A 16,249-nucleotide genomic window follows, 5' to 3' on the forward strand; every position below is an offset into this window, starting at 1 on the left:
AATGATAATGGAGAATATTAGAAATAGAAATGAATCTAATAATTTGGTCGAGTTAATAAAGCCATATACGAAGAGATGGCATTGGTTTATAATCGCATTTTTTGTATCAGTTATACTTGCTTATGCTTATGTGAAATTCTCCACACCAGTTTATAAAATGCAGTCCTCCGTTCTTATCAAAGATGCAAAAAAAATGTCTAGCGCGTCAGGAGATTTTGGCGTTTTACAAAGCTTAGGCGGATTTGCAGGAATGGGTACTAACAGTATAGAAAATGAACTGGAAATCTTTAAATCAAAAAAAATAATCCGTGATGTAGTAGGCAAAAGAAACTTTCAAACTGTTTTGTATTCAAGAGAGAAATTTTATGATGTTGAACTGTATAAAGATACTAATCCTTTTAATATCCTAGTAGTTAATGAAAAACAAGACGAAGAACTTCCTAAAGAACCAATTGATATTAAAATAGAAGGCGATAAAATTACATTAAAGTCAGATGAGTTTAAACAACCTATTATAACAACTTTTAACAAGACTATAAGCCTTCCTTATGCGAACTTTATTATTACAAAAAACCCCAAATTCAATAGGAAAAAAGTAAAAAAAATGGATCTTGATGATCTTTATTTTACTTATTCTGATAGCGAAAATACTGTTTATGATTTCCAAAAATCACTAGATGTAGATTTGTTAGATAAGGATGCTACGATAATTGGTTTAGGAATAGAATACGCAAATAAAGAAAAAGCGAAAGATTTTCTGAATGATCTGATAACGGTTTATAACGAATATGCTATAAGTGATAAAAATATAGAATCTAAAAAAACCAAGGATTTTATTGATGATAGAATCTCTATAATCTCCAAAGAATTAGGCACTGTAGAAACACAAAAGGAGCAGTTTAAATTATCAAATGATGTAGTTGATATTCCTACAGAAGCAAGAATTAATTTGCAAATATCAGCTGAGGCTCAAAAAAAGGCTCTAGAGTTTGAAACTCAGATTGAGCTTGCCAATATGCTTTTGGGATATATAAATTCTCCTAGCAATAATTACCAGGTGTTGCCTACTAATATAGGAATGGACAGTTCTAACCCTAGTTCATCAGCAGCAAGCTCTAATATTGGCCTTTACAATGCTGCGATTATGGAAAGAAGCAGATTACTAGAGAATGCAACATTAGAAAATCCTCTTGTGATAGAAAATGGAAAAAAAATAAATTCTATTAAAAATGCACTTAAAGAAAGCTTGCTCAAAAGTAAATCCTCTTTTGAGATAAGTAGAAATATCATTTTAGGAGAACAGCAGTCCACGGAATATAAAATCGGAAAAGTTCCCACTCAGGAAAAACTATTTAGAAGTATAGAAAGACAACAGCAGATAAAAGAAAGCTTATATTTATTATTACTTCAAAAACGCGAGGAAGCTGCTATTACAATGGCAATTACAGGAAACAAAGCGAGAGTCGTTGATTATGCATATGCCTCCAGAAAACCTGTCTCGCCGAAAAAGATGATTACTCTATTAGGTGCAGTCTTTTTGGGGTTAATTATTCCTTTTGCATACATTTATCTAAAAGAGCTCCTTAATAATAAATTAGTTAGTAAACATGACTTGGAGAAATTGTCAAGTAATTCTATACTGGCAGAAATTCCTAGAATTTCAGCCAGAGAAAGTGGCGTAATTCTAACAAATGATGTAACACCATTAGCAGAATCATTTAGGATTTTGGTTACTAATTTAAAATTCATGTTGCCCAAGAAAGATAACGGAAAAATAATATTTGTAACTTCAACAGTTAAAGGTGAAGGAAAAACATTTATTTCTGTTAATTTATCTCTCGCTCTGGCCTCTCCAAAAAATAAAGTTTTGGTTATAGGATCTGATATTAGAAATCCGCAACTTCAGAGATATAATCCGGCGATGAAAGGAAGTAAAGGCTTGACCGAGTATCTTTACGAGGATGTTCTTGATTATAATACTATTATTAATCCAAGTGGATTTAATCCTAATTGTGATTTCATATACTCGGGAAGTATTCCTCCAAATCCTGCGGATTTACTACAAAATGGAAGGTATCAGATGCTTATTGATAGTCTGAAACATAAATATGAATATATAATATTAGATACTGCACCACTAATGCTTGTGACGGATTCATTCTTGATCTCCGATGTGGCGGATGCAACAATTTATGTTACCAGATCTGAAGTGACAGAAAAGGATTTTATAGATTTTGCAAATAAAAATATTGATGCCAAAAAAATCAAAAATGTTGGATTTGTACTGAATGATGTACACAAGACTAATTTTGGATATGGTAATAAGTATGGTTATGGTTATCAGGCAGAGAAAAAGAAATGGTGGAAATTTTAAAATTTTTAGGTGATTAATTCCCAGTTATATAAAGGTCTTGTCTGGAGTGCTATTGATAAATTTGCTGTTGTAGGTATTCAAATCATATTTGAAATTCTTATGGCAAGAATCTTGTCACCGCAGGAGTATGGGGTTATGGGAATGCTACTGGTTGTCATTTCCTTTACTCAGGTTTTTATAGATAATGGTTTTGGAAGTGCTTTGATTTTTAAAAAAGACAGATCAGAGGAAGATTTTTCTACTGCATTTTATACTTCTGCGGTAATGGGAATTTTAATTTATATTATTTTGTTCCTTAGCGCACCGTATTTAAGTAGATTTTATAATCATAATATTACATTATATATTCAAGTTATTGGGATTGGTATTCTTATAAATAGCCTATCAGTCATTTACCGCACAAGGCTTACCATTGTAATTGATTTTAAATCTCAAGCTAAGTTTTCATTTTTAGCAGTTGTTTTATCAGGAATTATAGGGCTTGTTTTTGCATACCAAGGATTTGGAATATGGGCTTTAATTTATCAGAATATTGGATTGGCATTTTTTAACCTCATTTTTCTTCTCATAAATTTGAAGTGGTTTCCACGATCCAGATTTTCAAAAAAATCATTTTTGGAACTCTTCCGTTACGGATCTAATCTTCTGTATGCTGCAATAATTAATGCAATTTATATCAATATTAATTCAGTCCTATTAGGGAAATTCTATTCCACTAAGGCATTAGGAATTTATACGAAAAGCTACCAATTTACCATTTTCCCTGTTACGGTATTTACCGGAATTATACAAAGAGTCTTCTTTCCTTATTTAGTCAAATATCAGGCAGACTATGATCAGCTCTATGATCACAACAATCGTTACAACAAATTAATTTTTGTTATATTGCTGCCAGTTATTACAATTGTTATACTATTTTCTAGTTTTTTGATAAGATTTGTACTTTCTGATAGTTGGATCAGCATGACGATTCCATTTAATATATTGTTGGTTTCTACATTATTTTATCCATTAATTGTTATGAATATGAACGTTTTCCAAGTGATTGGAAAAACATCTAAATTTTTATTTGTTGAGATTCTGACAAAGGTTGTAGGTGTATCAATTTTGATAATCTGTTACAGATATGGACTTATAGGAATTTGTTTCGGAATATTGATCCAATTTATGATACAGTACATCATCACATCTTATTTTGTAGCCAAATCACTCGGTAAGAATTTTCTAAAAACACTATCCATATTAATCTATTTTTTACTTGCAAGTATTATTTACTTCATTAGTAAATATTTTTTAGATTTTATTGAGGATGGATTTTTAAAATTTTTTATTGTTTTCTTATTTGTTTGTTTTACTTATTCTATCGTTTTTTATATACTTTACAAAAAGCAGATTTCAAATATTTATGCTACAGTAATTAAAAAAATAAGGCTATGATTTGGAATATAATAAAATCTGTAATCAAAATTTTTCTTGACCCGATAAAATATTCCATTTTTAAATCTCAATGGAGAAGTAAAAACCCACATAATTATACATATCCTGTCAAAACATATTTTAAAATTGATAAAGTAAGGGTAGGCGATTATTCATACGGCCCATTGGAAATACACTATTGGAATCATAAGGATGAAAAACTTGAAATTGGAAGATTTTGCTCAGTAGCTGACGGTGTCAAATTTTTATTAGGAGGTAATCACAAATTAGATAATGTGACAACATATCCTTTTAAGTTTTATTTTAAAAATGAAGATGAAGCAGTTACAAAAGGACCAATTATCATAAAAGATGATGTCTGGATTGGAACCAACTGTATATTATTATCGGGAATTATTATCGGACAAGGATGTGTGATTGCGGCAGGATCTGTCGTTACAAAATCTTTTCCGCCCTATTCTATAATAGGAGGCAATCCTGCAAAATTAATTAAGAAAAGGTTTGATGAATCTGTGATTGAAAAGTTAGAAAATATTAACTTTAAGTTAATAGATAAAAACTTTATTAGGGAAAATATTGATCACTTATATGAAACAGAATCTTTGATGACTATTATTGAAAAATTAACTATTACAGAAAAAGATTAAAAAATTGGAATATATTCTAATCATATTTATACTGCAATTTATTTTCGGTCAATTAATACAAAATCTTAATTCGAAGCTATTTACATTATTTTTTGATGTAATAGCCTTTGGGTTGGTTTTGTTATTTTCTCTCGGAATTACATACACAGCTGACTGGCAGATGTATTATTGGTTTTATAAAATTGAATTTGATGAAACCGATTATGCCTTCTATTGGTTATCTATTTATTTCGCAGACCACGGTTATAGTTATGAGGCTCTGTTTCAGTTCCATATTATAGTTATAAGTGTGCTAAACTATGTACTTATTAAAAAATTTAGCTTTAACTATTTTTATGTTATAGTAACATATTATGTGCTCAACTATGTTCATGCAGTCAATCAGATTAGATATTTTATGGGTCTTCCGTTAATATTGTTAGGCTTTCATTACTTGATCCGGAAGAACAATTGGCTAGTGGCAATTCCGCTGTTTGTGTTAAGCTACTTATGCCATAGCGCACTCATGGTGTTATTAATTTTTATTCCCATTTATAGGATACCAACGAAACATTATATTAAATTTGTTTTCTTTGGTGCCTTAGCAACCACCATAGTTATCTACACAGTGCTAAAATTAAAATTAGGTGATGCTTTAGACCACTTTGGAGCCTATTTTGGTAAGGAATTTAACAGTTCGTTTATGGGAGGACTCTTCAATGCCTTGCCATATCTCATATATTACACATTCTTGATTATCGAGAGCAACAAATTGCTGAAAAATAATCCCCATTACTATGAGGACAAGAACTTTCAATTTCTACACAAGATTTCATTTTTTCCTTTAGTTTTTGTTTTTGCATCATTTTTTGTTCAAATATTAGGGCACAGATATGTTCTACCATTTGTTATTTTTTGGAACATATACTATTTATATTTGATAAAGGATCTTTCTACCAATAGAAGGTCTGTGAAATTAGCATTGTTTGGTATAATACATATTACGGTTGCCTGTTGTTTCTATATATTTCCGGATTTTGTACTAAAGGAAAATCACTATCTAATAGAGTTAGTGGATATGTTGAAATCTGATAAAATTTTAAGAGAAATATTTTTTTAAAATGTTATGGCGATTTTTTCAATTATTATTTTAACTTATAATTCCAACCATGATATCATAAATTGTATCGAATCAATTTATAATACATTGGATATACCTCGGGAACAAATAGAGATTATTGTAGTAGATAATAGCAGTACTGAAGTTTTTGATGAATTAAAAAGTCTTGTCTACAATAAATTTGGCGACGAAATCATTTTAATCAAAAATATAAACGGTGGTTACGGACAAGGGAATAATGTAGGTATAAGAGCAAGTAAAGGTCAATTTGTTTGTATCGTAAATCCTGATGTTTTATTTACATCAAAAATGTTTTCTAGTGTTGCTGAACTATTTAATAATAATAAAAAGTTAGCATTAATTGGTGGTAAACAATATGGTGGTAAAAATATTTCTTTCAAGTTCAGAGAAGAATATGATTTTTTTGCTTTTACGGAGCCTTTAGTGGTTGTTCTTAACAAGATTAACTTGTTTTTACCCAAATTTTCATATCTTTCTGGAGCGTTATTGTTTATTGATAAAGAAAAATTTAATAGTATAGGATTGTTTGATGAAACATTTTTTTTATATTGTGAAGAATCCGATATTTGTAAACGTTTTCTTAGCAAGAATTATCAAATCATTTTTGAAAAAAATTACGCTTACAGACATCTAATTGATGGAAGAAATCACACGAGCGACTTTAGTTTTCAGAACCTGATAGATTCTTCCAAAAAATACCTTGAAAAGCACAATTTTAGCTACGAAAAATTTATTTTAAAGAAAATAATTTCTTATCAAATTATATTAATAATTTGTAAGTTAATAAATAATAAAACACTGATTTCTAAAAACAGAACAAATCTCAATAGATTTTTGGATTTGAAGAATAAACTAAATGAAAGAAAAGAAAATAAAATTAGTACTGGATAATATAATATTCTGGATACAAAAATCGGGTGGGATTTCGGTACTTTGGAAAGAATTAATAGTTAGAACCAACGAAGATTTTGATACTCAATATATAAATCAAAATACCAAAACAGAAAATATTTTTTATCCTGAGAATCTCGATACTGAAAAAATCGTAGTAGAAAAAAATAAGATCTTCAATCGATTAAACAGCGCAAATGTTAATTCAGACAAAAAATTCATCTTTCATTCTAGTTATTATCGCTTTTGTAAGTCTGCTAACGCAATAAACATTACGACTGTTCACGACTTTACCCATCAATATTACTTTAGAGGGATAAAGAAACATTTAAATTATTTTCTGAAAAAAAGAGCAATAAAAAACTCTCATGGAATCATATGTGTGTCAGAAAATACAAAAAAAGATCTTCTGAAATTTTTTCCCTGGTCGGCTTCAAAAAAAATTGTAGTCATAGCTAATGGTGTTAGTGATGATTTTTTTGTTGATGAATCAAGTGTTCATAATATAAGTAAAATAGTACCAGATTACAATGCGGATTCAAAATATATTATATTTATAGGATCTAGAGCTAACTATAAAAACTTTGATAAAGCGGTTCTTACGATTAAAAATCTTCCGGATGATTATAAACTTGTTATTGTTGGAAGTAAGCTAAATGCTGAAGAAACCATATTTTTAAATAAAGAAATTCCTAATAGGAATATTATTTTAGAAAACATAGATAATGATAAACTAAATATACTTTATAACAAAGCATTCTGTTTGTTATACACGTCATCTTATGAGGGTTTTGGTATACCATTATTAGAAGCTATGAAATCTGGTTGTCCTGTTGTTGCGACAAATAATTCATCATTGCCAGAGGTGGCATCTAATAGTGCTATTCTTGTTGATAATGTTTGTGTTGAGAACTATTATCAAGCAATCATTTCGCTTGAGGATTCTTCACTTAGAAATGATCTTATTATAAAAGGTAAAGAAAGGGCACAAAACTTTAGTTGGGAAAGAAATTATAAAGAAGTCAAAAAATTTTATTTAGAGCTTTTTGATGAATTTCATTTTTAATTTTATTGTATAGATCAATAAAATTATATTTGCAGAAATTATAAGTATTGTTTTTAGAAAAGTTAGTTTATAAAGATTATAATGAAAAAAATATATATAGCTGGACATAAGGGCATGGTAGGAAGTGCAATCTGGAGAAATTTAGAATCCAAAGGTTATACACTCATAGGCCGTACCAGTAAGGAATTGGATTTAAGAAATCAGTCGCAAGTAAACGAATTTATTAAAGAAGAAAAACCTGATGTCATAATTGATGCAGCTGCAAGAGTCGGGGGAATATTAGCTAATAATAATTTCCCGTATCAATTTTTAATGGAAAATCTTCAAATTCAAAATAATTTAATAGTTTCTGCCGTTGAAAACGGGGTTAATAAATTTATCTTTTTAGGAAGTTCTTGTATTTATCCAAAATTATCGCCACAACCTATCAAAGAAGAGTACCTACTTACCAGTACCTTAGAAGCAACTAACGAAAGTTATGCGATTGCAAAAATTGCGGGTGTAAAAGCTTGCCAGGCTATAAGAAACCAATTTGGCAAAGATTATGTAAGTCTGATGCCTACGAATTTGTATGGCACTCATGACAATTTTGATTATAATACATCTCACGTTTTGCCAGCAATGATAAGAAAGTTTCATGATGCTAAAATTAATAATCATAGTGATGTAACACTTTGGGGTAGTGGTACTCCGCTCAGAGAGTTTTTATTTGTAGACGATATGGCAGAGTCAGTAGTTTTTGCTTTAAAAAATAATTTGTCTGACTATCTTTATAATGTTGGATCGGGAAAAGAAATTACAATCAAAGATTTAGCATTAGTTATTCAACGGATTACAGGTCATCAGGGTAATATCAATTGGGATTCATCAAAACCTGATGGCACCCCGAGAAAATTAATGGATAGTTCAAAATTAAATAGCGAAGGCTGGCATTCAAAGATCGATTTGGAACAAGGAATAACCAGAACATATCAATGGTTTTTAGAAAATCAAAACAATTTTAAAGAAGTTAAACTATAAATAATAACATACATGAAAACGGCATTAATAACGGGAGTAACTGGACAGGATGGTTCTTATCTTGCAGAATTGCTTTTAGAAAAGGGTTACCATGTTCACGGCATCAAAAGAAGAGCATCATCATTTAATACTCAAAGAATAGATCACCTATATGTCGACCAGCACGAGAATCATGTAAACTTCAAACTACATTATGGCGATCTCACAGATTCTACGAATATCATAAGAATCATTCAGGAAGTTCAGCCAGATGAGATATACAATCTTGGAGCAATGTCTCACGTTAAAGTAAGCTTCGATTCACCAGAATATGTTGCTAATGTAGATGGTATTGGAACACTGAGAATTTTGGAGGCTGTACGAATTCTGGGATTGGAAAATAAAACCAGAATATATCAAGCTTCAACATCAGAATTGTATGGTGGTTTGGAAGAGAATAAAAATGCAGCGGGGTTTTATGACGAAAGTTCTCCATTTTATCCTCGTTCACCTTATGGTGTTGCAAAAATATATGCGTTCTGGATTACCAAAAACTACCGTGAAGCTTATAATATGTTTGCCTGCAACGGAATCTTGTTCAACCACGAATCTCCAAGAAGAGGTGAGACTTTTGTAACCAGAAAAATTACAATGGCAACAGCCGCCATTGCGAGAGGAAAACAAGAAATGCTATATCTTGGAAACCTCAATGCTCAGAGAGATTGGGGGCATGCCAAAGATTATGTAGAAGCAATGTGGAGAATCCTGCAGCAGGACGTTGCGGAAGATTTCGTTATCTCTACGGGAAAAACAACTTACATCAGAGATTTTGTAAGAATGGCATTTGAACAAGCAGGCATAGAATTAAACTTCGAAGGAGAAAATGAAAATGAAGTAGCAAAAGTAGCGAAATGCAATCACCCGGATTATCAAATAGAAATAGGAAAAGTGGTGGTAAAGATAGATCCACAATATTATCGCCCAACGGAAGTCGATATTTTGATTGGTGATCCTACAAAATCTAAAACAAAACTTGGTTGGGAACCTAAATATGACCTTGCAAGTCTGGTGGAGGAAATGGTTCAACATGACTTAGCGCTCTACAAATAAATTATATTTGCATACTATTAATATGAATTAATGGTATTTGGATATGTTAAAAACTATATTGTTTAATAATGAAAGTATCAATAATTACAGCCTGTTATAATAGAGAACAGACTATACGCACAGCAATAGAAAGCGTAGGTTCACAAAATTATAATCATATTGAATACTTGATTATTGATGGAGCTTCAAAAGACAAATCTATTGATATCATTAATCAATATGGCAATACCATAGATGTCGTAATATCAGAAAAAGATACGGGTATCTATAATGCTCTTAATAAAGGTGTGAAAATGAGTTCGGGAGATATTATAGGTTTGTTACATTCAGATGATTTATTTTATAATGAAAATACAATTACCAAAATTGTTAATGTATTTAAAAATACCAATGCTGATATAGTTTATGCAAACGGAATGTACGTTGATGAGAAAGATATTGGTAAAGTGAAAAGAATCTATAAAACCAGTAATTATAAAAGAAACTATCTTTATTTTGGATGGATCCCATTACATACAACAATATTTGTAAGAAAGGAAGTCTTCGATAATTTTGGCTTGTACAGAGAAGACTTTAAAATCGCATCTGATTATGAGATATCTTTAAGATGGTTTAAAAATAACAGTTTAAAAAAAGTTTTTTTAGATGAATGGGTTGTGAAAATGAGACTCGGCGGAAAAAGCACAGATATATCTCAGCAAGCATCCAAATCGAAAGAGGACTTGAAAATAATAAAAGAATATAATTTGTGGGGTGAGATCACGCTATTTTTTAAAATATTACGAAAAATCCCACAGTATTTTTGGCCAAAAATTATTAGATATAAACAAACTTCTTAAAAGAAATCATTTTAAGGTATATTTTATCGCCTATATATTCAATCTTAGCATAGGATTATCGACTTGCAGCACTCATCAGTGCTGATCAAAGGTGAAATATTGATTTTATAACAAGTTTTATAATAAGTTGACGCGGGATAGTTTAGAATTGTATAAGTAAATATTACTGATAAAAATTAATAAAAGTAATCTTAATACTTTTTCTTCATAAAATCAGGTTTGTTTTCACAGGAATATTTAATAAAGTTTAAATATGAATTATATTATTTTTGGGGGTTCAGGTTTCATAGGCAGTCATTTAGTTAACTTATTAAAGGAGGAAAATACTGAAGCAATAATATACAATTTAGATATTATTGAGAATAATCATAATGGAAAATCTAATTTCATTTTTTGTGATGTACGTAAACCTATTGTAATAGATTTTCCTGTAACAACACATGATTTTATTTTTAATCTTTCGGCAATTCATATTACACCAAGTCATCATTATCACGAATACTTTGAAACAAATATTTTAGGAGCAGAAAATATTACAACGTTTGCAGAAGAATTCAAAATAAAAAGAATCTTATTCACGTCTTCTATTGCTACTTACGGATCCTGTGAAAACCTAAAAGTGGAGAGTACTTTACCAATGCCAAATACACCATACGGAGTATCAAAATTGGTAGCTGAAAAAATTCATATAGTTTGGCAAAATAAAAATCAACACAATAAACAACTTACCATCCTAAGACCAGGAGTTGTATTTGGTAAAGGGGAGAATGGTAATTTTACACGATTATATTGGGGTATAAAAGGGCGAAAATTCGTTTATCCTGGTAGAAAAGATACTATTAAATCCAGCATTTATGTAAAAGAGCTGGTGAATTTTATACTTTATCGTATCAATTTGGAGATATACAATTTTGAATTATATAATTGTGTATATACACCGTCATTAAGTATAGAACAAATAGTAAATACAATAATTAAAGCCACCAATCTAAATCGTAATATTTTTACAGTTCCAGGTTGGATACTTAAACCTGCTGCAAGCATAATAGTTTTTTTTGGTGGTAAAAAATTTGGAATACATCCTGACAGAGTGAAAAAATTGACTCTTTCGACAAATATTTGTGGTAAGAAATTAGCAAAATCAGGCTATAAATTTAAGTATTCTTTTGAAGAAGCTATAAATGATTGGTTTATAGATAATGATAAAAAATATCTTAAATAAAAAATACTTTGAATCATTTTTAACTAAAGTATGAAAAAACTTATATTACTTGCCATTTCCATGATTTATTCCTGTTTCTTTACTCAGAACATTTATGTCTCAGCAAATGGAAATGATGCCAACAATGGTACAAAAGATAATCCTATATATTCCTTACAGGCAGCACTGGATATTGCTATTAAAAATGAAAAAAATCCAGTAATTATAAATGTAGATTCCGGAGATTATTTTGTTGATAAACCGTTGATTTTAGACAGTAAACACACTCGAAATAGTAGCAATAAAATTCAAATAATAGGTAACTCCAAAAACATTCCGGTTTTTTTTGGAGGAAAAAAAACAAAACCAATCCTAAATCCAAACACAAAATATTGGGAAATAGATCTTTCTCAGTTCAATGTTCCGGATGGGGTTATGAATTTTATTACAGTCAATGGAGTTGCAAGAAGCTATTCTAAATATCCAAAACATGGTTTTATAACAATTCCCCAAGTGGATTATAAAGACAATACAATAATTATTAAAATCCCCTCAGAGTTGAATGAAATTTTAAACCAATCTTCTCAAGCTGGTGTCAAAAATACGATAATAACTGTTTATGTTAAATGGACTAATTTGATCAAATATATCGATGTTCATGACTATAGCAGTAGTTCAATCATAATAAAAAATATTTCACTCCCCGATGTTTATAAGATTATTCCCAATGAAACATTATTTAAAATAAATAATATTAAAAAAAACCTAGAGGAAGGTGAGTGGTACTTAGAAAATAAAAAGATTATATACAATCCGGTTTCGTCAGAAGACCCATCATCTTCAATAGTTGTAGTCCCAGCCATAAATCAGTTCCTTATAGGTAATGGCAATGTAAATAATAAATTAAGCTATATTGAATTCCGTAATTTGTCCTTCAATACTGTAGGTAGTGGATTAAAAAAAGATGGTTATTTTCCTTATCAGGCAGCAGTAGAAGTTCCTGCTGCTTTTGATTTGAAATATAGTTCTAATTTAAAATTCAAAAATTTAAAATTCAAAAATTTTAGCAATTATACTTTTTGGTTTCAAGAAGGCTGTGAAAATATTAACATTTCAGATTCTGATTTTTCCGATTTAGGTGCTGGTGCTGTGAAAATTGGAAATATAAATTATTCATCAGAAACAAATACAGTGAACAATATTATATTTGATAATAATATTATAAAAAAAGGCGGATTATTATATAATGATGCAGTTCCCGTAAATATTATTAATGCTTTTTCAAACACTATTTCTCATAATGATATATCTGATTTTAGTTATACAGGTATCTCTGTAGGCTGGGTCTGGGGATACGGTAAAAGTTTATCAAAAAACAATATGATATCCTATAATCACATATATGATATAGGAAAAGGTACTTTAGATGACATGGGCGGGATATATACCTTGGGAGTCTCAAATGGAACAGTCATAAAAAATAATGTTATTCACGATGTAAATAGCAAGAATTATGGTGGATGGGGCATTTACACTGATGAAGGTTCAAGTAATATCCTGATAGAAAATAATTTAGTTTATAATTGCAAGAGCTCTGGATTTCATCAGCATTTTGGTGAAAATAATATTATAAGAAATAATATTTTTGCATTTAATGGTTTAGCAGAATTACAAGCTACAAGGATTGAAGATCATAATTCTTTTGATTTTAAAAATAATATAATTGTCCATCACAATAATAATTTTTTTGCATCAAACTGGTTAAATGTAAAGAAAAACAGTATAAACAATATCTACTACTCAACGGACGGAAAAAACACAATCATACTTCCGGAATTGTCTGGTCTCCATATAGATCCAGGTTTAAAAAAGAAAGATAACTATTATAAAATAACAAATAAAAGTGCTGCGAAAAAAATAAATTTTAAAATGATAGATTTTTCCAAAACTGGTATCTACTGAAATAGAAAATTGAATAAATGATATTTTTTCATACTTTTGTTATACAAAACTAACGATATGAAAACAGAAAAAATTGGTATTACATTTTCCGCATTCGATTTGCTGCATGCGGGTCATATCAAAATGCTGGAAGAAGCCAAAACCGTTTGTGATTACTTAATAGTAGGATTACAAATGGATCCAACCATAGACAGACCAAACAAAAATAAGCCCACACAATCAGTTGTGGAACGTTACATCCAGCTCAAAGCTTGCCGTTCGGTAGATGAGATTATTCCGTACAATACAGAAGAAGACCTGATGGATATTTTGAAATCATTTGTAATTGATGTCAGAATCATTGGTGATGATTACAGAGACAAAAATTTTACCGGAAAAGAATATTGTGAGATGAAAGGAATCCAGATTTATTTTAATAAACGCGATCATAGATTTTCTAGTTCTGCTTTAAAAAAGGCGGTTTTTGAACAGGAATTAGTTAAACTAAACAAATAATCAAACCAACATTCTCAGATGAAAATAAAATCGACTCCACTAAATGATTGCTATATAATAGAACCAACAGTTTTTGAAGACGACAGGGGTTACTTTTTTGAAAAATACAACGAGAAAAAATTTGAAGAAGCTACAGGGCTTAATGGACACTTTGTTCAGGATAATATTTCCAAATCGTCTTATGGAGTTCTGAGAGGGCTGCATCTTCAAAAAGGAGAACATGCACAGGCTAAACTGGTTTCCTGTCTGGAAGGTAAAGTTTTTGATGTTGCTGTAGATTTAAGAAGAGATTCTTCAACTTTTGGAAAGTGGTTTGGTATAGAGTTGACTCCAGAAAACAAATTACAACTATATGTGCCAAGAGGTTTTGGGCACGGATTTTCTGTTCTGAGTGAAACTGCAATTTTTGCATACAAATGCGACAATTTTTACAATAAAGAGTCAGAAGGAGGAGTGCTTTGGAGTGACAAGGATATTAATATAGACTGGCAACTCCCTTTAGACGATATTATTCTATCTGAAAAAGATGCAATACTTACAAAGTTTTCTGATCATAATTTTTAATTTATATTTGTAGATTACATTAGTTAAATAATGTTATATTTGAATTAAACATTAATTATCAGTGTGAAATTCAAATTTAGCTGATGAAATTAAAAATTTATACTTCATATTTTTAGAATATGCCTTTTTATTTCTTGAAAAAATTAACCAAGTACCTTGTATTTGGGGATTATATAATTATCAATATTTTCTTTCTTTTAGGGATTAATTTTTTTATTAGTCCTACAGAAATTAATGTAATTGAGCCAGATTACAAACCCCAATTGTTAATTCTGAATTTTTCCTGGTATATCATTTCAAAACTGGTAAATTTGTATGAAGATACTTACTACAAAGATTCAGCAAAACAGTTCAGTTCGTTATTCAAAGCTTTATCAATATTTATTGTTTTCTTCTTTTTTTATAATACATTAATTTATTCAAAATCTATAAGTATTTGGTTTACAGTTAAGTATTTGCTTTCTGTTACATCTATGATGGTTTTTGGGAGAATCATAATTTTTCTAATCAGGAAGAGATACAGAATCAAAATCAATAGGAAACTTAATTCTGTCAATACCATCCTAATCGGCGAAAATAATTTTTCAAAAACGATATTATCTAATGAGGAGATTAGATCTTCTATGGGCATTAGGGGGTTTTATTCATTAGCAAGCACGACTGAAAAAGGAAAATATTTAGGAGATATCAATAAGCTTCTGGATGATCTGGAAAATAAAAAAATAGATAATATTATTCTTTGCGATGACTCCATAGACGAAGATCTCTATAACGAGATCGTCCATGTGGCGGAACATAAAATGGTTAGGATTTATATCGTTCCGGATTTCAAATACATCAATATGGGACCACATTCCTTTGATATTATTCAGGGAGTGCCTTTCCTGAAATTGATGAAGGAGCCATTAAGTAATCCGGAGAATCAGTTTTTCAAAAGATTCTTTGATATTGGTTTTTCACTGTTTGTTATCATTTTTATTCTTTCCTGGCTTCTCCCGATTGTTGCAATTATCATTAAGCTGGAAAGTGAAGGCTCCGTATTCTTCCTTCAGAAAAGATCCGGAATCAAAAACGAACCTTTTAACTGCATCAAGTTCAGAAGTATGGCTGTCAATAGCCATGCAGATTATCTCACTGCAAAAAAAGGAGACAGCCGGATTACAAAATTTGGTAAGTTCATGAGAGCAACAAGCATAGATGAGCTTCCTCAATTCTTTAATGTGCTTATTGGGAATATGTCAGTCGTAGGTCCACGACCGCATATGCTTTCCCAAACCAATCAATATTCAAAAATTACCAAAAAATATATGCTGCGCCATATCGTAAAACCGGGAATCACTGGTTGGGCTCAGGTAATGGGCTCTCGCGGAGAGATTTTTTCTGATAAAGACATGGAAAAAAGAATCGAAAAAGATATCTGGTATATTCAGAACTGGTCCTTCTTTCTGGATCTGAAAATTGTCTTTCTTACATTTTATAATATTATAAAAGGAGATGAACAAGCTTACTAATGGTCTTGTTTAAAGATAATATAAATATGGAGA

14 protein-coding genes are annotated in these 16,249 nt (G+C 30.2%); all 14 read left to right on the plus strand.

Going from position 1 to position 16,249, the window contains the following annotated elements; genetic code table 11:
* Positions 1 to 7: 7 nt before the first annotated feature.
* On the plus strand, positions 8 to 2,374 hold the full coding sequence (locus OPU68_RS09065; protein ID WP_498473662.1) for a GumC family protein: 2,367 nt from the start codon (positions 8 to 10) through the stop codon (positions 2,372 to 2,374).
* 9 nt (positions 2,375 to 2,383) lie between these two features.
* Entirely contained in the window at positions 2,384 to 3,811 is a 1,428-nt protein-coding gene (locus OPU68_RS09070) for a lipopolysaccharide biosynthesis protein (RefSeq protein ID WP_498473663.1), read from the plus strand.
* On the plus strand, positions 3,808 to 4,458 hold the full coding sequence (locus OPU68_RS09075) for a CatB-related O-acetyltransferase (protein ID WP_498473664.1): 651 nt from the start codon (positions 3,808 to 3,810) through the stop codon (positions 4,456 to 4,458). Before OPU68_RS09070 ends, OPU68_RS09075 begins: the two co-directional genes overlap by 4 nt.
* A 112-nt stretch (positions 4,459 to 4,570) precedes the next feature.
* Entirely contained in the window at positions 4,571 to 5,557 is a 987-nt protein-coding gene (locus OPU68_RS09080) for an EpsG family protein (protein WP_498473690.1), read from the plus strand.
* Positions 5,558 to 5,563: 6 nt separating this feature from the next.
* Positions 5,564 to 6,469 carry a glycosyltransferase family 2 protein gene (locus OPU68_RS09085; RefSeq protein WP_498473665.1) on the plus strand — a complete coding sequence of 302 codons (906 nt, stop codon included), beginning with the start codon at positions 5,564 to 5,566 and terminating at the stop codon, positions 6,467 to 6,469.
* Positions 6,435 to 7,535 (plus strand): glycosyltransferase family 4 protein, encoded by a 1,101-nt coding sequence (locus tag OPU68_RS09090; protein WP_498473666.1) that lies wholly within the window; start codon positions 6,435 to 6,437, stop codon positions 7,533 to 7,535. Before OPU68_RS09085 ends, OPU68_RS09090 begins: the two co-directional genes overlap by 35 nt.
* A gap of 81 nt (positions 7,536 to 7,616) precedes the next feature.
* A complete protein-coding gene (locus OPU68_RS09095; protein ID WP_498473667.1) occupies positions 7,617 to 8,555 on the plus strand; it encodes a GDP-L-fucose synthase family protein in 939 nt (312 codons plus the stop codon).
* Positions 8,556 to 8,567: 12 nt separating this feature from the next.
* The gene (gmd, locus tag OPU68_RS09100; protein WP_498473668.1) at positions 8,568 to 9,644 is read left to right on the plus strand and encodes a GDP-mannose 4,6-dehydratase; all 1,077 of its coding nucleotides are present in this window, start codon (positions 8,568 to 8,570) and stop codon (positions 9,642 to 9,644) included.
* Positions 9,645 to 9,712: 68 nt separating this feature from the next.
* Positions 9,713 to 10,483, plus strand: coding sequence for a glycosyltransferase family 2 protein (locus tag OPU68_RS09105; RefSeq protein WP_498473669.1), 771 nt, complete (start codon positions 9,713 to 9,715; stop codon positions 10,481 to 10,483).
* A gap of 253 nt (positions 10,484 to 10,736) precedes the next feature.
* The gene (locus OPU68_RS09110) at positions 10,737 to 11,705 is read left to right on the plus strand and encodes an NAD-dependent epimerase/dehydratase family protein (RefSeq protein WP_498473670.1); all 969 of its coding nucleotides are present in this window, start codon (positions 10,737 to 10,739) and stop codon (positions 11,703 to 11,705) included.
* Positions 11,706 to 11,735: 30 nt separating this feature from the next.
* Entirely contained in the window at positions 11,736 to 13,646 is a 1,911-nt protein-coding gene (locus OPU68_RS09115) for a right-handed parallel beta-helix repeat-containing protein (RefSeq protein WP_498473671.1), read from the plus strand.
* 57 nt (positions 13,647 to 13,703) lie between these two features.
* Positions 13,704 to 14,141: an adenylyltransferase/cytidyltransferase family protein gene (locus OPU68_RS09120; RefSeq protein ID WP_498473672.1), complete on the plus strand. Its 438-nt coding sequence runs from the start codon at positions 13,704 to 13,706 to the stop codon at positions 14,139 to 14,141.
* 18 nt (positions 14,142 to 14,159) lie between these two features.
* Complete coding sequence (gene rfbC, locus OPU68_RS09125; RefSeq protein WP_498473673.1) at positions 14,160 to 14,705, plus strand: dTDP-4-dehydrorhamnose 3,5-epimerase; 546 nt, start codon at positions 14,160 to 14,162, stop codon at positions 14,703 to 14,705.
* 119 nt (positions 14,706 to 14,824) lie between these two features.
* Complete coding sequence (locus OPU68_RS09130; protein WP_498473674.1) at positions 14,825 to 16,216, plus strand: exopolysaccharide biosynthesis polyprenyl glycosylphosphotransferase; 1,392 nt, start codon at positions 14,825 to 14,827, stop codon at positions 16,214 to 16,216.
* The last annotated feature ends 33 nt before the right edge of the window (positions 16,217 to 16,249 follow it).

Source organism: Chryseobacterium sp. TB1-D10, assembly GCF_059803555.1.